Source organism: Methanococcus voltae (genome assembly GCF_024807655.1).
GTDB classification, from domain to species: domain Archaea; phylum AGJL01; class Methanococci; order Methanococcales; family Methanococcaceae; genus Methanococcus; species Methanococcus voltae_D.
Map to the genome: position 1 here is coordinate 230023 of NZ_JANUCR010000003.1, position 26182 is coordinate 256204.

The 26182-nt window shown below is 27.5% G+C and carries 23 protein-coding genes; 12 read left to right on the top strand and 11 right to left on the bottom strand.

Features of this window, described 5'->3' with window-relative positions; all coding sequences use genetic code 11:
• Positions 1-9: 9 nt before the first annotated feature.
• Complete coding sequence (locus J3E06_RS05220) at positions 10-387, bottom strand: hypothetical protein (RefSeq protein ID WP_013180236.1); 378 nt, start codon at positions 385-387, stop codon at positions 10-12.
• 307 nt (positions 388-694) lie between these two features.
• Between J3E06_RS05220 and J3E06_RS05225 the strand changes: the two genes are divergently transcribed.
• Positions 695-1993, top strand: a complete 1299-nt coding sequence (locus J3E06_RS05225; protein ID WP_013180237.1) for an Nre family DNA repair protein — start codon at positions 695-697, stop codon at positions 1991-1993.
• 136 nt (positions 1994-2129) lie between these two features.
• On the opposite strand, the gene J3E06_RS05230 is transcribed toward J3E06_RS05225, so the two are convergent.
• Positions 2130-2399, bottom strand: coding sequence for a hypothetical protein (locus J3E06_RS05230; protein ID WP_013180238.1), 270 nt, complete (start codon positions 2397-2399; stop codon positions 2130-2132).
• Positions 2400-2603: 204 nt separating this feature from the next.
• Entirely contained in the window at positions 2604-3803 is a 1200-nt protein-coding gene (gene ftsY, locus J3E06_RS05235) for a signal recognition particle-docking protein FtsY (protein WP_013180239.1), read from the bottom strand.
• Between the two features lie 394 nt (positions 3804-4197).
• Here ftsY and J3E06_RS05240 point away from each other — a divergent pair, with 394 nt between their 5' ends.
• From J3E06_RS05240 to fdhD, 3 genes are all read left to right on the top strand, one after another.
• On the top strand, positions 4198-5793 hold the full coding sequence (locus J3E06_RS05240) for a Pre-mRNA processing ribonucleoprotein (RefSeq protein WP_013180240.1): 1596 nt from the start codon (positions 4198-4200) through the stop codon (positions 5791-5793).
• An 80-nt stretch (positions 5794-5873) separates the two neighbouring features.
• The gene (locus J3E06_RS05245) at positions 5874-6560 is read left to right on the top strand and encodes a fibrillarin-like rRNA/tRNA 2'-O-methyltransferase (RefSeq protein ID WP_013180241.1); all 687 of its coding nucleotides are present in this window, start codon (positions 5874-5876) and stop codon (positions 6558-6560) included.
• A gap of 242 nt (positions 6561-6802) precedes the next feature.
• Positions 6803-7642 carry a formate dehydrogenase accessory sulfurtransferase FdhD gene (gene fdhD / locus J3E06_RS05250; protein ID WP_013180242.1) on the top strand — a complete coding sequence of 280 codons (840 nt, stop codon included), beginning with the start codon at positions 6803-6805 and terminating at the stop codon, positions 7640-7642.
• A gap of 104 nt (positions 7643-7746) precedes the next feature.
• Here fdhD and J3E06_RS05255 read toward each other — a convergent pair whose 3' ends face one another.
• The gene (locus J3E06_RS05255; protein WP_013180243.1) at positions 7747-8766 is read right to left on the bottom strand and encodes a hypothetical protein; all 1020 of its coding nucleotides are present in this window, start codon (positions 8764-8766) and stop codon (positions 7747-7749) included.
• A 362-nt stretch (positions 8767-9128) separates the two neighbouring features.
• Positions 9129-9635: a hypothetical protein gene (locus J3E06_RS05260; protein WP_013180244.1), complete on the bottom strand. Its 507-nt coding sequence runs from the start codon at positions 9633-9635 to the stop codon at positions 9129-9131.
• Between the two features lie 455 nt (positions 9636-10090).
• Between J3E06_RS05260 and J3E06_RS05265 the strand changes: the two genes are divergently transcribed.
• Positions 10091-10390 carry a histone family protein gene (locus J3E06_RS05265; protein ID WP_013180245.1) on the top strand — a complete coding sequence of 100 codons (300 nt, stop codon included), beginning with the start codon at positions 10091-10093 and terminating at the stop codon, positions 10388-10390.
• Positions 10391-10677: 287 nt separating this feature from the next.
• Here the strand turns inward: J3E06_RS05265 and J3E06_RS05270 are convergent, their stop codons facing one another.
• The 3 genes from J3E06_RS05270 to J3E06_RS05280 form a co-directional block, all read right to left on the bottom strand.
• Positions 10678-11025: a winged helix-turn-helix domain-containing protein gene (locus J3E06_RS05270; protein WP_013180246.1), complete on the bottom strand. Its 348-nt coding sequence runs from the start codon at positions 11023-11025 to the stop codon at positions 10678-10680.
• 717 nt (positions 11026-11742) lie between these two features.
• Positions 11743-12000: a DUF4040 domain-containing protein gene (locus J3E06_RS05275; RefSeq protein WP_013180247.1), complete on the bottom strand. Its 258-nt coding sequence runs from the start codon at positions 11998-12000 to the stop codon at positions 11743-11745.
• Positions 12001-12149: 149 nt separating this feature from the next.
• Complete coding sequence (locus J3E06_RS05280; RefSeq protein WP_013180248.1) at positions 12150-12431, bottom strand: cation:proton antiporter; 282 nt, start codon at positions 12429-12431, stop codon at positions 12150-12152.
• Positions 12432-12800: 369 nt separating this feature from the next.
• Here J3E06_RS05280 and J3E06_RS05285 point away from each other — a divergent pair, with 369 nt between their 5' ends.
• The 5 genes from J3E06_RS05285 (at position 12801) to J3E06_RS05305 (ending at position 20075) form a co-directional block, all read left to right on the top strand.
• Positions 12801-14225 (top strand): aspartate kinase, encoded by a 1425-nt coding sequence (locus J3E06_RS05285; protein ID WP_048187141.1) that lies wholly within the window; start codon positions 12801-12803, stop codon positions 14223-14225.
• Positions 14226-14461: 236 nt separating this feature from the next.
• Positions 14462-16159 (top strand): carbamoyltransferase C-terminal domain-containing protein, encoded by a 1698-nt coding sequence (locus tag J3E06_RS05290; RefSeq protein ID WP_013180250.1) that lies wholly within the window; start codon positions 14462-14464, stop codon positions 16157-16159.
• Between the two features lie 129 nt (positions 16160-16288).
• On the top strand, positions 16289-17878 hold the full coding sequence (locus tag J3E06_RS05295; protein WP_013180251.1) for a (R)-citramalate synthase: 1590 nt from the start codon (positions 16289-16291) through the stop codon (positions 17876-17878).
• A 214-nt stretch (positions 17879-18092) separates the two neighbouring features.
• Positions 18093-19334: a TM1812 family CRISPR-associated protein gene (locus J3E06_RS05300; RefSeq protein ID WP_013180252.1), complete on the top strand. Its 1242-nt coding sequence runs from the start codon at positions 18093-18095 to the stop codon at positions 19332-19334.
• A 9-nt stretch (positions 19335-19343) separates the two neighbouring features.
• The gene (locus J3E06_RS05305; RefSeq protein ID WP_013180253.1) at positions 19344-20075 is read left to right on the top strand and encodes a YqhA family protein; all 732 of its coding nucleotides are present in this window, start codon (positions 19344-19346) and stop codon (positions 20073-20075) included.
• Between the two features lie 79 nt (positions 20076-20154).
• On the opposite strand, the gene J3E06_RS05310 is transcribed toward J3E06_RS05305, so the two are convergent.
• Positions 20155-21255: a DUF123 domain-containing protein gene (locus tag J3E06_RS05310; protein ID WP_013180254.1), complete on the bottom strand. Its 1101-nt coding sequence runs from the start codon at positions 21253-21255 to the stop codon at positions 20155-20157.
• A gap of 84 nt (positions 21256-21339) precedes the next feature.
• Positions 21340-22203, bottom strand: coding sequence for a nickel pincer cofactor biosynthesis protein LarB (larB, locus tag J3E06_RS05315; RefSeq protein WP_013180255.1), 864 nt, complete (start codon positions 22201-22203; stop codon positions 21340-21342).
• 225 nt (positions 22204-22428) lie between these two features.
• On the opposite strand from larB, the gene J3E06_RS05320 reads away from it, so the two are divergent.
• A complete protein-coding gene (locus tag J3E06_RS05320) occupies positions 22429-23079 on the top strand; it encodes a hypothetical protein (RefSeq protein WP_013180256.1) in 651 nt (216 codons plus the stop codon).
• Between the two features lie 119 nt (positions 23080-23198).
• On the opposite strand, the gene J3E06_RS05325 is transcribed toward J3E06_RS05320, so the two are convergent.
• On the bottom strand, positions 23199-24524 hold the full coding sequence (locus tag J3E06_RS05325) for a COG1361 S-layer family protein (protein WP_013180257.1): 1326 nt from the start codon (positions 24522-24524) through the stop codon (positions 23199-23201).
• Positions 24525-24828: 304 nt separating this feature from the next.
• Between J3E06_RS05325 and J3E06_RS05330 the strand changes: the two genes are divergently transcribed.
• Positions 24829-26016, top strand: a complete 1188-nt coding sequence (locus J3E06_RS05330) for an ABC transporter permease (protein WP_013180258.1) — start codon at positions 24829-24831, stop codon at positions 26014-26016.
• Positions 26017-26182: the final 166 nt, after the last annotated feature.

The following is a 26182-nucleotide window of genomic DNA, read 5'->3' on the forward strand; positions in this document are numbered from 1 at the left end:
TAAGTATAATTAATCATATTTACCTACGAGTGCTATTTTGTAGCCAGTAGACTGAATTACCTTTAATAACGTATCTATTCGGGGTTTATACTCCTTATCAGATTTAAGACGATGTGCAATTGAAAAAGATATGCCATTTTCCTTAGATAAGCAGTATGTAGATTTATCTTTTAAAATTTGACCAAATTCCTCCTTAAATCCTTGAAAGTCATCTATTACAAATATTTCACATATTTCAGAATATAATTCTGAATTTATTGAGTTATTTAAAACATTATTATTAGTTTTATTAATTTTGCTAAGTTTATTATTAATATTATTTCTATTAATATTTTTATTAGTTTTATTATTTTTATTAGTTTTATTAGTTTTATTATTTTTTTCCATATTTTTATTTTTCGTGAGATTTTTAATGATATACACCCCCGTGAGAGAAAGATATGAGTGTGTATTTTAAGTACATATATGGAGTAATTAGGCATTTGAATTCATTAAAAGCCTTATATATATTAAATTCCGAAGACTCTTTATAGTTTTCTATATATAATATCATAATGAAATTAGTTAATAATTAATAATTAAGAAGTAATAATTAAGAAGTAATAATTAAATAATAGATATTAAAATTTAAATTTAAAATTTTAAATAAGAATTATCGATTAATCAGTTTAGCAAAGTGATATTTTTGAGTAGTATGTGTTCAATTTGCAAAGGTAGAAAGAATTTATGTGGTAGAAGTAAATGTTTAATTCTTCAAAAATTCAGAATTTCCAAAAAATTTAAAGGATTAATCGAAAAAAAGGAATTCTTTGGAGCATCTCCTCCGAGTTTATTTGTAGGAGAATATGGATACCCTAAAGTACGTATTGGCCCTATGTTGCCAACTTTTGGAGATGTGGAACAAGTAAATGAACTATTGAATGAAAATACAAATACAAATATCGAATCTAAATCGGAATTCGATATAAGCAAGCTTGAAAATCCTAAAAACTGGACAAATAGCTCCATTGATGAGATTATGCACTATCGGTCAATGTTGGTTATGGGAGAAACCAAATCAAACGTTAAAGTTGAAAATAATTATAGAGACGCTAATTTACCAACTTCTACGAAATATATAGATAATATACAAGAAATTGCTATGTCGATAAAACCTGTGGATAGTGAGATGAAACTACTAAAAAATCCTAAAATGGTTTTAGGTATGAGCTCTTATACATCTCCCATGGGTGCAAAAGAAAACCTTTTAAAATTTGATATTGCAGAGAACCCAAAAATTCCTAAAAAAACGGATAGTGTTGTTAATGATGAATTAAAAGCATTAGAAGGTGTTATGAGTCTTTACAATTCAGGATTTGACGAATATTATATTATAAAACTACTGTCTACCGGTTTGATGGGTGTTGACAAAAAAATTGTACCTACAAAATGGAGTATAACTGCTGTACAGGATATGATTGGCAAGGAATTACGTAAAGAAGTAATTGGATACAATGTAATTAATAATTATGAGCTATACCACGCTGAACTATTGGGAAACAGATATTTCATACTATTGATACCTGATTTATACGCCTTTGAAGCTATGGAAGTATGGTTAAAAGGTTCATTGTATGGTAGGGTAGCGGAATACCATGTATGTGGAGATTATGAAGGAATTAAAGGATTAAAAGGATATGTAAAAGAAACTGCGGGAGCTTTTCACGCTTCACGGTTAAGTGTTATGGAAAATCTACATAAACGGAAAAAACAAGCTAAAATCGTTGTAATAAGGGAAATTACGCCAGATTATTATGCTCCAGTAGGAGTTTGGCAAATTCGACAAGGTGTTAAACTTGCAATGGATAGTAAAAAAATTGGCGAATTTGACACCTTAAAATCAGCCCTTTTGGGTTTAGAACAGTATTTGATAGTTCCAGTTGATAAATACGTTGAAAAAAGTAAAATATTAAAAATAACAAATAGACAGACATTATTAGAACAATTTCTTTAATTATTGGTCGTATTTATTATTTTATTAGTTTATTAGTTTATTATTTTATTATCTTTTATTCTTTTTTATTTATTCTTTTTTATTTGAGTAATTAGTAATTCTTAATTATTAATCATTAATTATTAGTTTTTTATAATTAATATCTCCAATATTTTATGAAATTTCCTTTATTTTTAACATTTAAAATTAATTTACATCCTTCTGTCCAACTATCCGATTCAGTCCTTAAAAAAACAAGGTCATCAAACACATTCTCTATTTCTGATTTTTCTATCTCGACTACTTCCCCCGTATCTACCCAAGAACCAGAGACTTTTTCGAGACTTTTCTTATCGAGTAAGCTTTCAGCCTTTATTTTTGTTAAATCGCTTAACCTATCAATTTTTTGGATTCTTCTAACCTTCATATTACCCACCATTTTTAAATATGCAAGATATTAAACAGTAATAAATATTTTAAATTTAAAGTATTAAAAGTTAATTATTTTAATCGAGGATATTAATGTTTTATAGAATACTATTTAAAAAATAGTGAAAAATAAAATATAATAAAATATAATAAAATAATGAAAAAATAATAAAAAAATAAGGCAATTTAATTTAAAAATATATTAGAATTCTCTTTCAACAGATAATTTCTCTTCATTTTCAGAGAATAACTTATTTACCATCCAATCGACGTCAAACTCTTGTAAATCAGAATATCTTTGACCTACGCCCATATATAATATAGGTTTTCCGATTGAGTGTGCAATGGATAAAGCTGCCCCACCTTTTGCATCGGCGTCTGTTTTAGTCAATATTGCTCCGTCAATGTTAACAGCGTTGTTAAATTCTTCTGCCTGATTTATTGCATCGTTTCCAGCTAATGAATCACCTACAAATACCACTAAATCGGGTTTTGTCACTCTAACAACTTTTTTAATCTCAGACATTAAATTTATATTTGTTGTTTGTCTTCCGGCCGTGTCTGCAAGTACTACGTCAATTTTTTTAGCTTTTGCGTGCTGTATTGCATCAAAAATAACCGCTGCACTATCTGCACCTTTCTGATGTTTAATAACTTTGACTTCAAGATTATTTGCGTGCTCTTCAAGTTGTTCAATTGCTCCAGCTCTAAATGTATCCCCTGCTGCCATTACAATGCTATGACCATTTTGTTTTAATTTATACGCTAATTTAGATATGGAGGTAGTTTTTCCAGTTCCATTTATTCCTAAAAATATGATTACGGCAGGTTCTCCATTTTTATTTTTATTTTGGATTAATTCCTCAATATCAATTTTTTCCTGTGCCAATATGTTCCTAATTGAGTTTTTAAGGGCTGTTTCTATAATTTCCTCAGGATTGTCCTCACTTGTAATTTTTAAACCGATTAAGCTTTCTTTAAGTGATTCGATTATATTTTCTACGGTATCGTACGCTACATCAGCCTCTAAAAGTTCTAATTCTAATTCTTCTAATATATCCTCAATATCATCTTCTGTAAGTATTACTTCCTTACTTAAAACTTTCTTAATACTTTTTGTAATTTTAAATTTGTCTAAAAACCCTACTTTTGTTTTTTCAAATTTATCTAAAACGTTATTATTTTTAATTTCTTCATCTTTCTTATGTTCTTTATTTTCATCTTCTTTATTTTCATTATTTTTAATTTCTTCAGTATTTGTATTATCTTTTATATATTTTTCTTGTGTTGTTTCTTGTTTTTCGGTTTCGATTTCCTTATCTACCGCTTCGCCCTTTTTATATATTTTATTAGATAATTTACCCATAGTACTTGTTAATTTTGATTTAAGGCTTCCAAACATTTATTTCACCAAAATGGATTATATAAAATATTAAATATCACATATTAAATATCACATATTAAATATTAAAATATTTATTTTACCATATTTATTATTATATTACTATATTTTATTACTATATTTTATTATTATATTACTTTGATTATTATATATTACTTTGTTATTCAAACTTATTTAAGTACATATTTTTATATACTCGATTTCCATATATTAGAGAGATATAGATATAAGATTACATAAAATTTTATTATATTATTTATGTATTAATCATATAGTTTAATCAAAAATATTATCAAAATTATTATCAGTAATTCTAATCAATAATGTTAATTATTTTAATTTTATTAAATGGAAGGATTATCATTAATAATCTGTTATTATAACGGTGAGTATAATGCTTAGTGCAATTTTAGTGCCATACGGTATATTTATAGTTAAAAAAGACGATGAAACACAAAATTTTGAAGATATTACAAACAATATCGTATACTTTAAAAAATTTGATGAAGAAGAAATTCCATCAATTATGTATGAATTAAGGCAAGATGCCAATGAAAAGAAAGAAGAATTAAAAAATGCTTTAATTGAAGAAATTAAAGAACTTAAAGAAACTAACGAAAATAAAGAAGATTTAGAAGAAAAAGACGAAAAAGATGAAAAAGATGAAGAAATTGCTAATTTAGAAAGTTTAAAGATTTTAAACCTTGAAGAATTAGAATCCATCACTTTTGAAGGTTCAAAAATTAAAGCTGAAAATGACGCTATTAGAAACGTTATGTATGAATTAGGCGTTCAATATGGCGTATTTGAAGATTTAGAAGATGACTTTTTAAATAAAATGAATGAGTGGACAGTTCAATATACAAAAATGATGATGAAAAGAAGTTCACAGGCAAAAGACAAGTTAATTGTACAAACTGTTAACGCATTGGACAACCTCGATGAAACTTTAAATTTATTCTCTGAAAGATTAAGAGAATGGTATTCATTATATTTCCCTGAAATGGACAACATTGTTAAAAAACAGGACGCATATGTTCAGTTAGTTTCAGAATACGGATTTAGAGAAAACTATACAAGAACAAGGTTAAAAGAAGAAATGCCTCAAAACTTAGCAAGAACTTTATCAGTTGCTGCAAAAAAATCTATGGGTGCTGAAATTTCAGAAGTAGATTTGCAGATTATAAAAAGCCTTGCTAATGAAATACACAATTTATACAAGTACAGAGAAGAATTATTGGCATATTTAGATAATTCTATGACGGAAGTCGCACCTAACTTAACCAAAATTGCAGGTCCTTCAATCGGTGCAAGACTTATAAGTCTCGCAGGTGGTATGGACAGACTTTCAATATTGCCTGGTTCAACAATACAGGTAATCGGTGCTGAAAAAGCATTGTTTGCACACTTAAGAGAAAGGGCAGACTCTCCTAAGCACGGTATCATATTCCAACACCCTTATATCCAAGGTGCTACCGGCTGGACACGTGGTAAAATATCAAGAGCTATTGCTTGTAAAATGTCAATTGCGATTAAAGCAGATGTAAGCGGTAATTATATTGCAGACGATTTATCTGAGCAGATTGATAAAAAAGTAGCAGATATTAAAACCAGATTCCCAAAACCACCTATTAAAAAGAAATCAAAAAGACCTCAAGGAAAAGGAAGACCTGGAAAACCTGGAGATAGAAGACCTCAAGGAAAAGGAAAACCTCAAAGAAGAGATGGAAACAAAGACGGAAGAGATAGGGGAGACAGAAACGATAAAAAAGACGGAAGAGACGGAAGAGATAGAAGGGATAGAAGAGATAATCGAGATAATAAAAATAGAGATTCCAGAAATAGACCGGACAATAAAAACAAGAACAATGATAAAAATATGAATAAAGGCGGTAAAGGTAAAAACAACCAAGGTCAAGCTGGCAAAGGAGAAAAACGTAAAGTTGAAAGAGTTGTTATCGGAAAAACGTCTTCAAAAATTAACAAATAATTATAATGAAAATAATAATGAAAAATATAATAAATATTTTTAAAAATATTTTATTTTAAATTTAAAATGTCGGTGGTCATATGGCAAAAGTTAAGGAAAAATTTGATAACGTATTTGAATTAGATTTGGGCGATGGAATCAAGAGAATTGGTACAAAATCGTTAGTACATAATAAAAGGGTATACGGCGAAAAATTAGTTAATATTAAAAATACCGAGTATAGGGTATGGAATCCGAATAAAAGTAAATTGGGAGCTTCCATTATTAATGGATTAAAAGAAATGCCGATTAAAAAAGGTAGTAAAGTTTTATACCTGGGAGCTTCTGCAGGTACAACACCTTCACACGTTGCAGACGTTGCGGAAAATTCGCCTGTTTATGCCGTTGAGTTTGCACCAAGAATTATGAGGGAGTTTGTTGAAAGTTGCGAAGGTAGGAAAAACCTATTTCCTATTTTAGGCGATGCAAACAAGCCAGAAGAATACGCAAACATTGTGGAAAAGGTAGATGTAATATTTGAAGATGTTGCACAACCTAATCAAGCTGAAATATTGATTAAAAATGCTAAATGGTTCTTAAAAGAGGGCGGTTTTGGTATGATATCAATCAAAGCGAGAAGTGTTGACGTTACTGAAAATCCTAAAGTAATATTTGAAGCTCAAAAAGAAATTATGGAACAAAATGGTTTTACAATTATAGATGCTATTAACATTGAACCTTTCGAAAAAGACCACATTTTATTTGTTGGAATTTGGAATGGTCAATAACTTAAATTATAATTACTTTTATTTTTATTTTTATTTTTAATTATTAAACTTATTTTTAAAATAGTATTTTTATATTATTATATTGTATTATATTATTATATAAAAATAGGATTCAGCATAGGTGTAATCATCATAAAATCAGATAACCCTCTTTTCATCACAATCCTAATCAAATCTTATTTAAACCTATTATTATATAATATTATCCATTAGATAACGATAACAAACTACGTAGGGATAGTATGGAAAATACTAAAAATAACATTGTTAAAAGTAATAAGCCTAATAAATGTAATAAAACAAGCCGTATGGAAAGATACAATAATTTAGACAAAGAAATTAAAGATACTATCACATTACGAGATGCTTATTCCTGGGATGAAGAAAAAGGATTGCAAAATAAAAAAGATATAGTAGTAGTTGAACAAATTTGCGAATTTTATAAAAATGATGAATTTAAAGGTAAAGTTTTAGCATCACCTCACGGATTAAAGGAATTATTGGTGGGGCACATTATAAGTGAAGGGAATTTTAAAAAAGATGAATCAATTACAGAGATTAAAATAATTGAAGAAAATGAAAAAATAATTAAATTAAAATTATATATGGAAAATAAACAATTTACTAATGAAAATAATAAAATAATTGAAGAAAATGAAGATAATGACTTAAATTTAAAATTAAGTACTGTAAAAAAGATTATGGTACAAATGCCGACTATGTCAAATATTTGGGAGTTAACCGGTGGCGTACACTGGGCAGGTTTATTCGATATGGAAGGAAATAAACTAATATACTATGAAGATATCGGTCGCCATAATGCGATTGATAAGGTTATTGGATATGCAAAACTAAATAATTTGGACATTTCTAAGTGCATAATCGTTTCAAGTGGAAGACAACCTACGGCAATGGTTAAAAAGGTTATAAACGCAGGCTGTAGGGTCATAATTACAAAATCACCGTCTACAAATCACGGGATAGACCTTGCAAATAAAGAAAAAATAGTATTATTGTGTTTTGCGAGAATTAATAGATTTATGGTTTACAGTGGTTTAGAATATATAAATTTTGAAGAATAAATAATGAATAAAAAATATAATAAACAAAAAAATAAGTAATTGTTTTATTAGTTTATTTTTTATTCTTTTTTATTAGCTATTTTATTTTTTATTAGTTTATTATTTTATTTTAAACTTATTTTCTCATTTTTAGAATTTTCTTTTAATTTAGACTTCCGAACTAATCTCGACAAAGCATAATTAGATAAATCATAATTATTAGCCAATTCCTGAATAGTATGCTTAAATATTACGCTATTACTACCATATTGTAATAGGTATTTTTCCAAAAATGAAACTCTGGAATATGTAATATCAGGGTACTTTTTAGTAATTTCATAAATTGCATTCAAAGCAGAATTTCGAATTATTGTACTCCTCGAACAAGATAACTCCAATAATCTATCAAAATTGCTGGAAATATTATCTCTTCCAGAATTCTGAATACTTGAAATTTTACATACTAAATCCATAGGGTCTAATTCTTCAAAATCAGTGTGTAATGAATTTAAATCTACTTTTTGAGAGGATATCTTTTCCTTTTCAATTATCCTATTTAATTTATCTTTTGAAATTTCTATATTACTTGTTTCCGGGTTAATATCTTGAATATATTCAGAAATTTCTTTTAATTTTACAACCAAGGTAGATTGAGATTCATTATCAATTATTTTCTTAAATTTTTCACGCAAAACTTCGTGTCCGTGTTCTACTTTTTTACCTTTAAATGTACCATAAGTCTTAATTATCTCATTAGTATATTCCCTAATCTCTAAATCAATTGTACCATTATGTAATGCAACTATTGACGACTCAAATTCAGGGTATGCTTCCGAATAGCTTTTTAAGAATATTTTTACACAAACTAATGTTGTAAGTACGACGTGTCTTTCAGGGTCCGCCAATAATCTTCGTATTGGGTTAATCAACGCTTTTTGATTAAAAGATTTATCTTTAATTGCTAATTTTGTAAGCACGTGTATGGAATTAGCTCTAAGTTTAGAGACTTTAGATTTTAGCATTGCATATAATTCTTCTTGCAAAGATTCATCCAACTGTACTTGCTTTAGTGCTTCTGCAATAAGACCATCTTCGAGTAAAGTCCTAAATTTCCTATTTTTTGAAAATATATTTTCAAATATCATTAAACCACCGTATACCAAAGCCTATTGGGAACTTTATAACCTAAAAGGTTAATTTATTGCTCCGTATACTTCACTATCATATTTAGTATATTTCTAATTTCGATATACTTTTCAATATAAATCGCCACATATTATGTATATATAATATGTATGTAATATTAAACATATTATTTAATAGTTAGGTTAGTAAATATAATATATTAAATTTATTATCAAATGTATTATTAGTTTTATTAATTATATTCTTATTAGTTTTATTATTAGTTTTATTACCAATACTATACATAATTTACATAATTTACATAATTTACATAATTAAATAATTGTTAGTAAATTATTTGGCATTAAATATTATAATCCATTTAATCAAATTCTGAGCTATTTGTTGGAGTTATTGAATATTTTAATTCCGAATTCTTTCTCATTAAGTCCATAAAAGATATGCTGTGTAATGGGTTTTTACTTGAGGTCAATATTTTCAAATCTGCGGTACATAAATCTACTGATTCTAATTCTGTTTTTAAAGGAATTGCTCCATATTCCAATAAATTTTGCAATAATTCTTCCTGAATATCGATGCAGTCAGGTAAATTTCCAGAAATCTTTAATAAATATGCGTTAAATACAAGGTCTATACAATCTAAGATGATTAAACCAGCGTTTTGTAATTGTTGGCATAAAAAGGTATAATCTTCTTGAGTAGCCTTTGTAATAAATTTTACTTGGTAGTATTTATGATTTAAAATATTTGTAATTTTTAAATTGTAAAATTCTGTTGAATTACTGTTTGAAAGTATCCTTTTAAAATTTGAAAATGCTTCAAACTCACATACTGCTTTTGTGGAATAGTACTTCGGTACACTTGCCATTTAAACCACCGTCAACGTTTTAATACGCATATTGTTAATATTGAATAAATATAAAAATATATGGGAATATTCTATAATTTATAATTGAAATACTTTGAAATATATTGAAAACTTTAAGAATTAGATTAGTTAGGTTATATTAACTTAAAAAATTAATTATAATAGTGGATTATATGCTTTTAAAGTATATATTATTTATTCTTTAATTTGAATTAAACAGACAATTTAAACATACAATTTAAATGAGTGTTTAAAATTAGATAAAATAATTATAAACCCTTAATTCATCGAAATATAACATAAATAACATAGGTTTAAATAATTTAAAGGCATATGTAATATAAACGATTATAAAAATTACATTGTATTTTTGATGAATAAAATCATCTTTGTTAAAATTATAAAAGATTAATCGTAAATTAACTCTATTTTACAATAAATTATGGGTGAATGTTATGATACCAAAAGGAACCGTTAAAAGAATTATGAAAGAAAACACTGATATGTACGTGTCTACAGAGTCCGTTGTTGCTTTAGTTGATATTCTTCAAGAAATGATTATCACCACAACCAGAATCGCAGAAGAGAACGCTGCAAAGGATAAAAGAAAAACCATTAAAGCAAGAGACATTGAAGAATGTGATGCTGAAAGATTAAAAGAAAAGATATTGCAAGTTTCTGAAAGAACAGAAAAAGTTAATATGTTAGCTAACGAAATATTACACGTTATTGCTTCAGAATTAGAAAGATACTAAATGAAGAATACTATAATATATTAAAAAGATATTAAACGTAATAACTTAAATTAAAATTAAATATTATCTCTAAAATAGTCAAATTAAATATTATCGTAAATATTAGTTAAATACGATTTTAAATTGTTTTTAAAATATAAAATGTAATAATGTTATATTTTATATTTATTCAAATATTAATTTAACATTATCATATTATTTTATTATTTATTATTATTATTATTTTATTCAAATTAATACAATAAATTATGTTATTTTTCATACCATATGCTTAAATATTTTATAAATTATTTTCGTGAGTTGATTGTCCGATTAGGCACTTTATCAAAATTCCCAGGGAATTCGTTATAAGTACACTCCAAACATTTATTTTCTAATAAATCAACATCTTGGTAAATACTTAGTGCATCTTTTCCCAAGTCTGTAATACTGTAATACACCTTTGGCAAATTTTTTTCAATATCTTCAGACCTTTTAGATACTAAACCTTTATAGTATAATTTATTTAAGTCTTCAGATAAATTACCTGTATTTATACCAGTATTTTTTGAGATTTCTCTAAAGTACAGTTCTTTTTCCCGTTCTAAGATGTCCAGTATTTTCCTTACATTCTTTCTTGCCAATAATTTAATCATACATACCAACTTCTATAAATGTTCTCTCCCGAATGTAAGAATATATATACAATTAAACCGTGCTATGCAACTTTTCGTAAGGAGGTAAAACTCGATAAGTTTAAAATATTTAAAAATTAATTGCCCACCTAACTATTAAAGCATATGCACAAGTACAAATGTATATATATCAAAAATTGATATATTATTCTCGAGTGTAAAATTACACTCATTACGTGAGATTGATATACTCCCCATTAGGGGATTTTTTTTCTTTTTTATTTTTTAAGATATAGTTTTATTAATAATTATCTATTTGTGATACCACAATATAAAATTTATTTTAATATATATTAATAATACACTGTTTAAACTTAATAAACATTGTAGACACTTTAGATACTATTAATAAATTTATTAATAAAGTTATTATTAATTTATCGCATCAATAACGTATTTTATACCATTGACTAATTCAAACCTTAGGTACTATAATGATAAAATTATTTATTAAATTATATACGTTATTGAAATATAATGTACTTATTCGTCAAATATCAAATAAGTACATTATATTTCACTTCCCACTATATAATATATTTACCCTATAAGTAAAAATTAAACTAAGGTTAATCCATTAAATAATGTAAAATAAAAAAATGTATTATACAGAATATAAAATTAATCCATAATACAAATATATGTTATAAGTTTAATTAAAAAAATAAAAATATAAATTTATTCATCAATTCTTTGAGTTCTCTTTACAGTAAACGCAAAGAAAGCTGGTAAAACTGCACCTCCTAATATAGCCTCGGTCACAGCTACATCAGGCGCAAGTAAACTACTAAATAAATATGCCAATCCTAAACCGCCTAAACCAGTTAAAACGACACATTTAATTAAATCTTTCTGTATTAATGCCCCAACGTATGACAATAATACCAAAAACATTATAAAAACATCTAATATATTTATAATTCCTATGTTTACCATTTTTTCACGAACTACCCGTTTACATTTAATTAAAAATTATTATTAGTATTATTATTAGTATTATTATTAGTATTATTATTAGTATTATTATTAAATTTATTAATTATTACTTATTACTTATTAAATAGTAATTAATCAGTAAATATTCGTTAATTTGAAATTTCGTCATTATAATTGGCATTTGCAATCGCATGGGCTGAAAAAGGCGACAATATCAAATAAACTAGTGCTAAAAGTGGCTGGTTGAACATAAATAATATAACAATACAAGATATATCTACAATACCCACGATATGAAGTCTTGCATAAACTATATTTTTACTGATATCCCTTTGAGTCCAAAGTTTTATGGAAGCAATTAAAATACCTAAAGAAACCAAAGTTAAAACCAAATTTTGCAAAAAATCCCGTATTAACAAAAAATCGAACATAATAAAATTCACCCAATGAATTAAATATATGATTATTTTAATCTTTCAATTAATACAATATCATATGTCATATTATATATTTATGATGTTTTGATGTTTGATATTTTTAATATTTTAATATTTTAAGATTTTAAAGTATTACATTTAAAGTATTATTTTTACGAATATTTTTAGCATTACTTTTATTTTAATAAAATATAAAGTCAATTTACCCAAATATAGTTAAATATATGCAAATAATTAAATATAATAACTATAATGTATAATTACGAAATATAGAAATATTACTACAATAAGTAAAAAAAATTTAAAAAAATAAATATCAAAAATATCAAAATTAATGATATTATATTTAATATGGTGATTATGATGATTACGGTTATGAAGTTTGGCGGTACGTCTGTAGGCGACGGTAAGAGAATTAAAAATGTATCAAAAATAGTATCAGACAGATTCAAAAGAGGTAATGGTGATAATCATCAAGACCATAATCATATTGTTGTCGTAACCTCGGCAATGACTCAAATTACAAATTCGCTTATAGATATTTCAAAAGAGGCCCTGGACGTCAGGGATATTGCGAGAGTCAATTCTTTCATACAAGACGTGCGGGATAGGCATCATCTGGCAATCTTAGAAGCCATTGAAGACCCTGAAATTCAAGAAGAGACAAGAATTGTTATAGAAAATACACTCGAACAATTGGAAAAAGTATTATTGGGTGTAACTTACTTAGGAGAACTTACCCCTAAATCAAAAGATTTCATACTCTCATTCGGTGAAAGGCTCTGTGCACCTATCTTATGCGGTGCTTTAAAAGACAAAGGAAACAAATCAATATGTCTTACCGGTAGGGAAGCAGGTATTATTACAGATAACAATTTTGGATGTGCGAAAGTAATTGATTTAAGAGTTAAAGGTACAATCACCCCATTATTAGAATTAGGCGTTATTCCTGTGATTACTGGATTCATTGGTGGTACAAAAGAAGAAGAAATCACTACACTCGGTAGAGGTGGGAGTGATTACTCTGCTGCCCTTGTAGGTGCTGGACTTGAAGCTGATATGGTTGAAATCTGGACCGATGTAAGCGGTGTTTTATCTGCTGACCCAAGAACAGTGGAAAAAGTTAAAAAAATACCTAAAATGTCCTACTTAGAAGCAATGGAACTTGCTTACTTTGGTGCTAAGGTGTTGCACCCGAGAACAGTAGAACCGGTTATGGAAAAAGGAATCCCGTTAAAAATTAAAAACACATTTGAACCTGAAAACGAAGGTACCCTTATTAATGGGGATATTGAACCAAGTGATAGACCTATTAAAGCTATTACGACCATTAAAGACGTTATTTTAATTAATATCTTTGGTGGCGGTATGGTAGGCGTAAGTGGCACAGCTGCAAGGATATTTAACGCACTCGGCAGGTCAAATGCAAACGTTATATTAATAACACAAGGTTCTTCTGAAACTAACATTTCAATCGTTATTTACGACGGGGAACTTGAAGCGATTAAATGTGTAAGAGAACTTAAAAAAGAGTTTGACGGTTGCCATTTAATAAAAGATGTAAGCTTTGATAAAGAAGTATGCGTCGTTTCAGCGGTTGGTTCCGATATGAAAGGCTCAAAAGGCATTGCAGGCGATTTATTCACGGCTGTAGCTGAAAGCGGTGCAAATATTAAAATGATTGCACAGGGTTCTTCTGAAACTAACATTTCATTTGTAATCGGTGAAAAAGACCTCGAAAATTGCTTGAAAAAATTACACAAAACATTTATCGAAGATGTAAATTAATCGATTAGTAAGTGTTAATTAATACTTAGCAATAATTATTAATTGATTAATTAATTAGTTATTTTTTCAAAATTTAGTATTTTTCTTTTCTTTTTCTTTTTTAATAAACTATAATAGAGTATTAAAAATGTTATTACAAATGTTATTAAAAATATTATTACAATTTAATACATCTATTAATAGATAAATTTATATGTACAAATATATAAAATTATAATATAATTTGAAGCGATAATATGATTTTAGGAATTAATGACGGGCATAATTCGAGCATTTCATTGTTTAATGATGGAAAAACTAAGAATAATCGAATAGAATATGCCATAAGCGAAGAAAGGATTACCCGAATAAAAAATATTCGAGGATTTCCCAAAAATTCAATAAATGCAATATTAAACTATTATGAAACTGAAATAACTGATAAAAAAAATAATTTTGATTTAATAACCGTCGGGGGCAAATTTAGAAAAAATAACCGGTTAAACAAATTAAAAGAATTTTCGGACAATCAAAACGCTCCATTATTATATTTTGACCATCATTTATGCCATACTTCATTATATAAACTAAATTATGACTTTAAAAAAGGAAAAGAATATATGGTTATTACACTTGACGGTGCGGGCGATGGTTTATCTTCTACCGTGTCAATTGCAAAAAATAACAAAATAGATACGATTGCTCAAAGTGATAATATCAACTCCATAGGGGATATTTACGCTTCTTTTACTGAATTATTGGGTTTTAAACCTATGGAAGATGAAGGTAAAGTAATGGGTTTAGCAGGCTATCAAATGGATTCCGAACATAACGAAACGTATGAAAAAATTCTTTCAAACGTTGAAAATAAGATTATTGGATACAATACTAAAACTAAGACTTTTAAAAATTATTTGGGCGTAATAGGTAATCAATCAACCAAAGAATTAGAAAAATTGTTTAAACTGCAAGGCATTTGCAATTTTAAAAATATGGATTTGAATAATAAAGTAATTATTTCAAAGATTATTCAAAGAAAATTGGAAGAAACTGTTAAATTAATGGTTGAAAACTTCGTAAAAGAGACGGGTATTAGTGATATCGTGCTTTCAGGCGGTGTTGCTCAAAATGTTAAGCTAAATATGGAAATAAGCGATATGGATTGTGTAAATTCTGTATATGTGCCCCCTTTTCCATCTGATGAAGGTTTGAGTATTGGTTCTTGCATATTAGCATCTTCAATTCATAATAAATCGGATATTGGACTTCAAAATACCTATTTGGGTAATGATATTGAAAATTCTAAAATTGATAATAACAATATTTATGAAAATAATATTAATAATATTAATAATAATAATAATATTAGTATTAATAATCTATCTAAATTCAAAATTACAAATTTAGAAGAAAATGAAATACCTGATGTTATTGCTAATTTATTAATGAATAATAAAATAATTTGCGTTTGTAGGGGTCGTATGGAATTTGGACCTCGTGCTTTAGGGAATAGGAGCATTATAGCGTTGCCAACCCGTGAAAATGCTCAAAAAATTAATCGATTACTTAATAGGTATGAACATATGCCTTATGCACCAACCATATTATGGGAATACGCCTCGGAATATGTAAAAAACCCATTTTATAGCCCACATATGGCGTTTTTGTTTAAAACCAAGGATAATTATGATAATAAATCGAATATAAATGGCGTTATACATCAAGATGGTACTACAAGACCTCAAATGTTAAAAAAAGAATATAATACAACGTATTACGAAATTATTCGGTCATTAGGAGATAATTTTAGTTCAAATTCTCAATCTTGTTATTCAGTGCTAAATACAAGTTTTAACCTACACGGCGAACCTATTGTTTGCAGTTTAGACGATGCAGTTCACTCTTTTGTAGGCGATGCTTTACTATTAGGTAATTTATTAATTGAAAAATTGTAAATAATATTATAAAAATAAATCTAAAAATAAGCTAAGTACCATACATAAAATATACGTAAAATATACGTAAAATATATGAAATAAGTAAAATAAGTAAAATATATTAGTGAATTTAAAAGTAGGGATATTATGAAAAATTCAAAAAAAGTAGTTGTATTCGACACAACTTTGAGAGATGGAGAACAAACACCTTCTATATCGATAACACCCAGTAATAAGTTAGAAATAGCTATGGAACTTGACAAATTGGGCGTTAATATTATCGAAGCAGGTAGTCCCATAACTTCAAAAGGTGAAAGAGAAGCAATAAAACAGATTATAAATCAAAAATTAAACGCTGAAATATGTTCATTTGTTAGAGCCTTACCTTTAGATATTGATAAAGCCTTAGAATGTAATGTCGATAGCGTACATATTGTAATCCCTACGTCAGAAATTCATATGAAGTATAAAATGAAGAAATCCAAAGAGGAAATAGTTGAATCGGCTTTAAATTCAATAGAATATGCCAAAGAACACGGTTTAATTGTAGAACTTTCTGCGGAAGATGCTACAAGAAGCGAATCAGACTTTTTAATAGAGTTGTTTAAGACTGCTGAGGAGTATAAAATCGATAGGGCGTGTATATGCGATACTGTGGGGATACTTACCCCCGATAAATCAAGTTTATTGGTTAAAAAAATTGTTGAAAATATTAAAACACCTCTTTCTATACATTGTCATAATGATTTCGGTATGGCTACGGCTAATACTGTGGCAGGAATAAACGCAGGTGCAAAAGAGTGCCACGTAACGGTTAATGGACTTGGCGAGCGTGCGGGAAACGCACCCATTGATGAAGTTGTAATGACACTCGATAAGTTGTATGGCATAAAATCAGATATTAATCACAGTCAATTATCTAAAACTTCTCGTTTAATATCCAAACTTGTAAAAGTACCCATTCCAGCTAATAAATCAATAGTTGGGGAAAATGCGTTTTCTCACGAAGCGGGCATACACGTTGACGGCTTAATTAAAAATACAAGTACATATGAACCGATATTGCCTGAAGAAGTAGGCAATAATAGAAAAATAATTCTTGGAAAGCATAGTGGTAAGTCTGCTTTAAAATACAAGCTTAGTTTAATGAATATTGGGTTAAATAATAAAGAATTTAATCAGGTATATGACAAAGTAAAAGCTTACGGTGATTTGGGTAAATACATATCAGATATAGACTTAAAAACAATAATCAGTGAAATTAAAGGCGTTAATATTGCCAAAAAGGTTTATTTAGATGAATTAACAGTCATATCCGGTAATAAAATAACACCTCTTGCATCTATAAATTTGAAATTTGCGGAAGATTATAATCCAAATGGAACTTTTAAAGTTGATAATCCCATAAATATTGGAAAATCGACAGATGTTCGTAAAAAAGGAGACGATAGAAAGATATCAAAAGAAATTAAACTTGATAATATCCGAGAAGCTGCTTACGGGGTTGGTCCGGTAGATGCTGCAATTAACGCCGTTAGAAAAGCATTGACTGGTGTTGCAGATATAGAACTTGAAGATTATACTGTAAAAGCTGTAAGTAGTGGTACTGACGCCTTAATCGAAGTAATTGTTAATTTAAGACGTGGTAATGAAGTAGTTCAGGTTAAAAAAGCTCATTCCGATATTATTGAGGCATCTGTTGAGGCGCTTATGGACGGAATTAATTTATTGCTATAATATTTTATTTTTATTATTCTTTTATATTTTATTTTTTATTTTTTATTCTTCATTTTCATTATATTATACATATTTGTTTTTATAAATCAGTAAATTTAAAAATAATGGCAAATATAATATCTATAATATTAAAATGATAATAAGCATACTATTATTATTACTATTATTATTACTATTATTAATAAAATTTAATTAAGAAAAAACTCGTGAAAAAATGTCCAAATTAATATCTGTCGAAGAATACGCCATATATATTTATAATATAGAAATTACAGATGATAAACCCAATAAAAACTGTAATTTATTAAAATATAAGTTATCGGAGTATAAAAACAGTGATACAAAAATAATCAAGTTTCGACCTACTAATTACGATATGGACAACGAAATATGGAAATTATTTGACAAATTGTACGATATAATAGATAATGAAGAAACAATTTACTTAAAACTGTCAAATAAGGATAATTTAATTCCAATATTGGTTATTACAATAATTAATTATTTAAAAGTTGTAAAAAATATAAAAATTGGATGTATTAGTTATGAAGACAGCAAATCAAATTTAAAACCAGTTTTTGATATTACAAGCCTTGATATAATACTTTCTTGGACAAAAGCGATTGATAAGTTTGTTCATAATGGGGATTCCAAAGAAATACACGAATTAGCTGAAAAAAGAGGCAATATGATATCTAAAATATCTCACGGCGAAAATAAGTATGGTTCTTATTTGCGTAGCTTTGGCAATAATATTGAAAATTTTACGGAACATATTCAAAGTTCACGAGGTTATGAGATTGATACATTTCAATATGATAAATTAAAATACTATATCGAAGAGGTTAAACTTGGGAGCCCCCTGCCTCCTATGAAACCACTATTAGATATGATATTGGATAAAATAGAAGATTTTAGCACTGAAAACTTGTATAATGGACTAAATGCGGTTAAATGGTGTATAGATAACAATTTAACACAGCAAGGTTATACATTATTGCGAGAAAACATTATAAATATTATTATTTATCAAATTGTGTATCATTTGGACATTGAAAATTTTACAATTGAAGATTTGAAAAATTCAAATATCCGGGAAGCTATTGAAGATGCTTTGATATATAAGTTTATAATGGAGCATAATTTAGAAAATAATAGGGATACAGAAGTGTATACTTTTATTAAATATGTTAATGATGGTGAAAATAATATTAAAAACGATATTAAAAATAATATTGTTTATAAATTAGATGTTAAAGAAATTTCAAAATCGATTGATTCAAAAATTTGTAATATTTATAAAAGTGTTTCAGATTTGCGAAATGATATAAATCACGCTGGATATAAAATAAATCATATACAAAATCCGCAAAAATTTAAGGATAATTTAGAAAGACATTATATTCAGCTACTTGACTACATATACAATACAAATAATACTAAACGGAATAAATAGGGGGATTTTATGGTTAGATTGTTTAGAAGTACGATGAAAGACAAAAATTTAAGAGAAGAATATCTTAAGGGTAATAAATATCTTGATGAAAAAATTGGGGAAGAATCAGAAACTAAAACAAGTGATAATACTACAAAAGAAACAAATAATACCGTAAAAGAATTATTCACTCATTTGGTAGAAGAAGATGAGCACGATAAAAAAATGAGGGAAAGATTAGGAATTAAAAAACCTGCTGAACAGAGCTATATTGAGCGAAACTTTGAAGCTGCCCTTTGGAATTCTCGTTATATTGTAATTTTATCGGTAATTTTTGGGATAATAAGCGCAATATCTTTATTCTTGGCAGGTTCTTATGAAGTAATTCATACCGTGATAGAAATAACATCTGATAAAATTATTACACTTGAAGAACTACATAATGGATTATTAATGGGTATAATTGGCTCAATTGACCTTTATTTAATAGGATTAGTATTGTTAATCTTTAGTTTTGGTATTTATGAACTTTTTGTTTCTAAAATAGATATCGCTTGGGAAGATGGAAAGGCTAAAAACATTTTGGAAGTCTTCAGTTTAGAGGAGTTAAAAGCTAAAATCTTAAAAGTTATTATTATGGTGTTAATAGTAAGCTTATTCCAAAAAGTGCTTGTAATGGAAATACTTACCACTTTTGACGTGTTTTTAATCGCTATTGCAATATTGGTGCTTTCAATAAGTGCTTATTATATTCATAAATAAAAATTAAATAAATTTAATTATCTAATTATCTAATTATTTAATTATTTAATTATTATGTATTCAAGCAGTTAATTATTAGTTAATCACGAATATAAAATAAATGACTCTTGCAATTGCAATCAGAACAACCAAAACCTTCTATAAATTCCATATTCTGATTTTTAAGCATTTTTTTCGCAAAATTACATTCTTCAGGGCTTTCTACGATATAAACTTCTTTAACATTTCCATATTCTAATAAATAATCAATATGCCAATGATTATTTTTATCTTCACTATTTGAAAGATGTCTATTGACCCTATTATATAAATTTAAGGAGTTTCCCATTGCAGAACCGATATAATAATAATCTCCTTTTCTAAATTTAATTTCCTTGCCTTTTTTACCAATTTTTATTTTTTTAGGAGATTTTAAATTAATTTTTAAAACATATGTTCCTTTTGCTTTTGGTATTTTTGTTTTAGAAACCTTTTTAAAGCTTAATTGATTTAAACTATCTTTTAAAGTATTTAATTTTGAATAATGTGGGCAAATGGATTTAATTTCTTCATAGCATAAATTACATTTTGGTGTAGGGCTACAAACATCTTGCCCGTAAACTACAAGACTGTTGTTTATCGATTTCCAGTATTTTTTAGGTAGTTTTTTTCTAAGTTCCTGCTCTGTTTCCTCGGGAAAATCCGTACTTACGTAATTCCATCTGTTGCAAATCCTATGGACGTGTGTATCTACACAAATTGCATAATTATCAAATGCAAGACTTACAACTAAATTTGCGGTTTTTCTACCGACTCCCGCCAATTTAACTAATTCTTCCACAGTGTTTGGAACTTTATTATTATAATCTTCCTTTAATTGAGTTCCCAACTTTTTTAAATTCTTTGATTTAGTTTTATAGAAACCTGCCGGGTGTACTATTTCTTCAAGCTCCGTTATATCGATATTTATTAAATCTTCAGGTGTTTTAATTCTATCAAATATCTTTTTTGAAACTTTTGCTGTTGTTTCATCTTTCGTTCGTGCACTTATTACTGTGGAAAGTAATATTTTAAAAGCTCTTTGGTTTAAATCCTCTTTATTGTGGAGCAATTTATTAACAACAGCTTCTTTATTCGTATTTTCCCTTAAAAAGTTTAAAAATTTAATAAAGTTTTCATCATTTGCGTTATTCTTATTCATAATATGCAAACCTATTTTAATTTTTTTATTATTCTTCTTATTTTATTATTATTTTATTATTCTTCTTATTTTATTATTATTTTATTATTCTTTATTTCTTTTTTTAAAGGAATTTGAACAAATTAAACCTGCAAAACTACCTGCCCCAAATCCATTATCTATATTAACTACTGCAATACCGGGACTACAAGAATGCAACATCGTTAAAAGGGCGGTGTATTTTATGCCATAACCTACAGAGGTAGGTACTGCAATTACTGGCACATCTACGAGTGATGATACAACTGAGGGAAGTGCTCCCTCCATACCTGCAATAGCAATTATACAATCTACTTCTTCAATAATCATCTGTTTTAATGGATTTAAAAGTCTGTGAATACCTGCAACACCTACATCATACATTTGAATTACTTCACAGTTCATTAACTCTAAAGTAATCTTTGCTTCTTCCGCTATTGGTATATCTGAAGTACCGCCCGCCAATATTCCAACCTTTCCAATTTTTTCAGTTTTTTGCATTTCTTTTGCATAATCCTTGTTCATTAAATAGATATACCTTGCACGCTTATTTATCACAATATTACAGGTTTCAAGTTCTTTTGATTCAGTTGTATTGATTAATATTTTGTCTTCAATCATTTTTTTTAGATTATTTATATTTTCTGATTTCAAATCTTCGTTTTTTAAACGTGTTGCAAAAGCATAATTATTTTTTAAATACATTTTTACGAGGAAATTAATTGTATCTTCAATATCTTTGCCTTCTGCATATATTACTTCTGGAACGCCTGTTCTATATTTCCTGTTTGTATCTAAATTAGTTATTAAACCCGTTGTTCCGTCTGCAATATCCTCAATATAAGACAGTTTTAAAAGTTTTTCTACATCCTTCTCAGATATTTTGCCTTCTTTATAGTTTTTTAAAATATTTTTAAAGTTTGAATCCATGAGTTCCACCAAAATATCTTTATTTTAATAATTTTAATATGTTAGATTTGTTTTATCAATAATTTATTAATTCTATGTCGTTTAATCCAAAACATATTAACTAATTATAAATAGTTTAAATTACAATATTTACAATATAATATATTAACTTAGAATTTTAACTTTTATAAATCCGTCATATATCAATATCAAACGATTAACTTAACAATTGACTATGTGATAAATATGATAAAAAAGTATTTTAAATTAACTATACCATTATTAATTTTGTTGGTTATTGTTGCTTTTGGAGTTAAAATATTTGGCGAATGGTCATATAGTGATAAATATGACGACGTTAAGCAAAAAATAAATAATACCTCTAACGAAGCAAATAAATACGTCGATATGGCAAACAAAACGTACGAATTATCTAAAAAAACCATAGATTCTGCAGGTAATCTATCAAATGGCGATAGTGTAAGTTCTACGTTAACTAATATCACAGATACAGTCTCTAAATCGGGTAGTATCCTTGATAAAGTCGATGATAATTTAGATAGTATCGATACTCAAATGGATAAGATGTTAGAGGTTAGTAATGCAGTTAAAGAAGGTAAAGACGTTAAATCATTGGATACAAGTTATTTAGATTCTGAAAATTTAGGTGTGGGGATATATAATAATCCAAATTCGACTACTGAAACTACATATGCCGATGAAAATGAGAATGGTATTTTAGAAGAGGAAGAATCCAACATATCCATTATTAAAGATTCTTATACAAATAATGAATATATCTATTCAAATAATTTAGAGAATATATCGGAAATAAATGGTTCTAAAAACATATATTACATTTATGAAGATGAAATAATTGAAAATATTGATTTTTAAATTACATATCTAATAATAATAATAATAATAATTATATGTACACAATTACTTGTTTTTAAAAAATATAAAGTAAAATATAAAGTAAAATATAAAAAATAATAAAATAAATTTATGATTATTTAATCATTGTCATTTTCTGCATCTTCTTTTTCAAGTTTTTCAGCTAATTTCTTTTTTTGTCTTTTCTTGTACAAATAATATATTATAACCAATAGTACTATTGCCAAAATTCCCAAATATATCAACATATTTGAATCTTCGTCCGATTTAGCTGGTATATCTACTGTAAACTCTTCATTTATCATATATTCTTCGTGGTATCTATCAAAATAAGTAATTTCAAGGTTTACAGGTAATTTACCTCCTGCACCGGAATTAAACGTCCCTATTTCAAATATTCCACTATCAGAATCATCTTCCTCTAAATCGCCTATATAACTTATGTATTCTTTTGATAAATTAGGGCTTGTCAAGGTCATTACGCAATGACTTAAATCTGATGAGCCACGATTTGCTAATGCGAAAGATAGCTCATAACCTGTTGTAATGGATTTAACTTCTTCTACATAGACATAAGGCTGATTTTTATAAATTATATCTTTTACTTCAAGGTTTACGGGCATTTCTGTACTATAACTTACCCCATCTTCCCCTATCCAGCTTAAAGTTGCATCTATTGGGTAAACCCCGGGGCTTGTACCAGGTATTGAATTTGTATTAATCTCAATACTATTAGAATCTGATGCTTTTAAAAGACCGATATAATAAGTTGTAGGGCCTACAATATTTACATTTTCAGAGCCCGAAAAAGAAACTGAGAGATATTTCGCATTTCCAGTCCCTTTATTATGTACATTTAAAGATATTGATTTAGTTTCAGATGGTTCTATTTCACATTTGCTTAACAAATCCATTTCAAATTTTGCGACACCATAAATTGGCAAGTAGTATGTTTTACCTAATTCTTGCGTTGATTCATAATCATCGTCATATCTAATTGCATTTACATTTATTGTAATAGGGTATTCTCCAGAAGGGGCATTTTCATCTACGTGCACTTTAAAATGAACGATATCTGATTCGCCTTCATTTAAATGAGATAAAGTCGCTGTTCCGATGATTGAATTAACTTGTTTGGTTTCAAAAGGATATTTGGGCGATAATTCAACTTCAATATTCTTTAATTCCTTATCGGTATCATCGTTGGTTATTTTAATCCAAATATCTACGTCATCTCCAGGGTGTATAATTGTCGGTGCGGACGTATTTAATCTACTCATATCTACAGTGTACTGCGGATTGTCCATCTGTATTGCACTTGTTGAATTCATAAATAATAAAAGTAATAAAATCATTAATAGTAATAAAAAATTTATATGGGACGAATTTTTCGAATTTTTCGAATTTTCTTGAACTTTTCGAAATTTTATGCTGGATTTTATCATATTTTCACTCAATTAATTTTATTATGATTTTTTTAATGAATAAATACATTATTATAAATTAGTTAAAAATACGAATATAATTTATGAATATTCTAATTTAACGATACATTACTATCCTAATTTTATACATATTATTATTTTATTAAACACCATATATTAATATTACAATTTTGATTATTATGAAAATTATATAATACATATAATTCATAATTGTATATGTCGATTTAATAGATACATAATACAATATTACAGTATTATAAAAATTACAGTATTATAAATATTAAAGCAGTTTCTTGGTGTCTTTATGAAATTGAAAGATATTATTTATTTTTCTGGGCGTAATATGGTTCAAAAAAGGACTCAAAGCCTATTAACAATTATAGGTATTGTTATTGGCATAATGGCCATTGTTAGTTTAATATCTCTCGGTTATGGTGTTCAAAACTACATACAAGATAGTATTACAAGTGTGGGTGCAAACATAGTATCTGTTTACTCTAAAGGACTTGGTGCAAGTGGTACAGTAGTTGAATTTGACAAAAACGATGTAAAAGTTGTAGAAAAAGTGCGGGGCGTAGACTCGGTGATGTATGGCTCGCTGAAAGGGGCGAATGTGGAATTTAAAAAAGGAGAAGAACAATTTTTAACGATTAATGGTGTTGAACCTTCTCAATATACGACAATATATTCCGAAGCCCTAAAATATGAGTTAGAAAGTGGTAGGTGGTTAAAAGAGACTGACAAATCAGCTTGCATTATAGGTAATGGGGTAGCTTATGATACTTATGAAAGAGATGTGAAAGTAGGGGATAAATTACTAATTGCAGATAAAAAATATAAAGTAGTTGGAATATTGGAAGAAGTTGGAGACCCCGGGGAAGCTAAAACCATAGTAATACCCATGGAATCAAGTTCACTATTTGATGATGAGGAATATCAGTATATGATAGCATATGTTAAAGATGTTGACGAAGTTGAACGAGTGGCGGAAGATATGAGGGAAAACCTTGAAGATGAAAGACACGAAGATGATTTTGAAGTATATACGGCTCAAAACATTGCTGAACAGGTGTCTAATATTTTTGGGGTTTTCACGTTATTCTTGGTTGGTGTAGCAAGTATCTCCTTAATTGTTGGTGCAGTGGGTATTTCTAACACTATGCATATGAGTATCTTAGAACGTAGAAAAGATATAGGTATTTTAAAAGCAATAGGTGCTGAAAACAGTACAATATTAAAAATATTCGTTGTAGAAGCTGGTTTCCTTGGATTGGTAGGAGGTATTGCAGGTACTATATTAGGAATTATTATTGCGAAAATTGCGGAATATCTTGCTTCAGGAGCTGGTTATGGGTATATTAAAGCTTGGATAACCCCTGAATTAATATTGAGTGTTCTTGCATTTTCATTTATTGTAGGGATATTGAGTGGATACTTCCCTTCAAGAAGTGGGGCTAAATTAGACCCTATTGAAACATTACGTGGTGATTAATAAACTAATTACCATAATATGTCTTTTTATTATTATTTTATTATTTTATTATTTTAGTATTTTCTTATTATTTTTATTAGGTTATTATTTTATTAGGTTATTATTTTATTAGGTTATTATTTTATTAGGTTATTATTTTATTAGGTTATTATTTTATTAGGTTATT

What these genes read in the sequence shown, in the direction of transcription:
- J3E06_RS05220 (WP_013180236.1), bottom strand. Translation starts at nt 387, where the DNA reads ATGGAAAAAAATAATAAAACTAATAAAACTAATAAAAATAATAAAACT.
- J3E06_RS05225 (WP_013180237.1), top strand. Translation starts at nt 695, where the DNA reads ATGTGTTCAATTTGCAAAGGTAGAAAGAATTTATGTGGTAGAAGTAAA.
- J3E06_RS05230 (WP_013180238.1), bottom strand. Translation starts at nt 2,399, where the DNA reads ATGAAGGTTAGAAGAATCCAAAAAATTGATAGGTTAAGCGATTTAACA.
- ftsY (WP_013180239.1), bottom strand. Translation starts at nt 3,803, where the DNA reads ATGTTTGGAAGCCTTAAATCAAAATTAACAAGTACTATGGGTAAATTA.
- J3E06_RS05240 (WP_013180240.1), top strand. Translation starts at nt 4,198, where the DNA reads ATGCTTAGTGCAATTTTAGTGCCATACGGTATATTTATAGTTAAAAAA.
- J3E06_RS05245 (WP_013180241.1), top strand. Translation starts at nt 5,874, where the DNA reads ATGGCAAAAGTTAAGGAAAAATTTGATAACGTATTTGAATTAGATTTG.
- fdhD (WP_013180242.1), top strand. Translation starts at nt 6,803, where the DNA reads ATGGAAAATACTAAAAATAACATTGTTAAAAGTAATAAGCCTAATAAA.
- J3E06_RS05255 (WP_013180243.1), bottom strand. Translation starts at nt 8,766, where the DNA reads ATGATATTTGAAAATATATTTTCAAAAAATAGGAAATTTAGGACTTTA.
- J3E06_RS05260 (WP_013180244.1), bottom strand. Translation starts at nt 9,635, where the DNA reads ATGGCAAGTGTACCGAAGTACTATTCCACAAAAGCAGTATGTGAGTTT.
- J3E06_RS05265 (WP_013180245.1), top strand. Translation starts at nt 10,091, where the DNA reads ATGATACCAAAAGGAACCGTTAAAAGAATTATGAAAGAAAACACTGAT.
- J3E06_RS05270 (WP_013180246.1), bottom strand. Translation starts at nt 11,025, where the DNA reads ATGATTAAATTATTGGCAAGAAAGAATGTAAGGAAAATACTGGACATC.
- J3E06_RS05275 (WP_013180247.1), bottom strand. Translation starts at nt 12,000, where the DNA reads ATGGTAAACATAGGAATTATAAATATATTAGATGTTTTTATAATGTTT.
- J3E06_RS05280 (WP_013180248.1), bottom strand. Translation starts at nt 12,431, where the DNA reads ATGTTCGATTTTTTGTTAATACGGGATTTTTTGCAAAATTTGGTTTTA.
- J3E06_RS05285 (WP_048187141.1), top strand. Translation starts at nt 12,801, where the DNA reads ATGATTACGGTTATGAAGTTTGGCGGTACGTCTGTAGGCGACGGTAAG.
- J3E06_RS05290 (WP_013180250.1), top strand. Translation starts at nt 14,462, where the DNA reads ATGATTTTAGGAATTAATGACGGGCATAATTCGAGCATTTCATTGTTT.
- J3E06_RS05295 (WP_013180251.1), top strand. Translation starts at nt 16,289, where the DNA reads ATGAAAAATTCAAAAAAAGTAGTTGTATTCGACACAACTTTGAGAGAT.
- J3E06_RS05300 (WP_013180252.1), top strand. Translation starts at nt 18,093, where the DNA reads ATGTCCAAATTAATATCTGTCGAAGAATACGCCATATATATTTATAAT.
- J3E06_RS05305 (WP_013180253.1), top strand. Translation starts at nt 19,344, where the DNA reads ATGGTTAGATTGTTTAGAAGTACGATGAAAGACAAAAATTTAAGAGAA.
- J3E06_RS05310 (WP_013180254.1), bottom strand. Translation starts at nt 21,255, where the DNA reads ATGAATAAGAATAACGCAAATGATGAAAACTTTATTAAATTTTTAAAC.
- larB (WP_013180255.1), bottom strand. Translation starts at nt 22,203, where the DNA reads ATGGATTCAAACTTTAAAAATATTTTAAAAAACTATAAAGAAGGCAAA.
- J3E06_RS05320 (WP_013180256.1), top strand. Translation starts at nt 22,429, where the DNA reads ATGATAAAAAAGTATTTTAAATTAACTATACCATTATTAATTTTGTTG.
- J3E06_RS05325 (WP_013180257.1), bottom strand. Translation starts at nt 24,524, where the DNA reads ATGATAAAATCCAGCATAAAATTTCGAAAAGTTCAAGAAAATTCGAAA.
- J3E06_RS05330 (WP_013180258.1), top strand. Translation starts at nt 24,829, where the DNA reads ATGAAATTGAAAGATATTATTTATTTTTCTGGGCGTAATATGGTTCAA.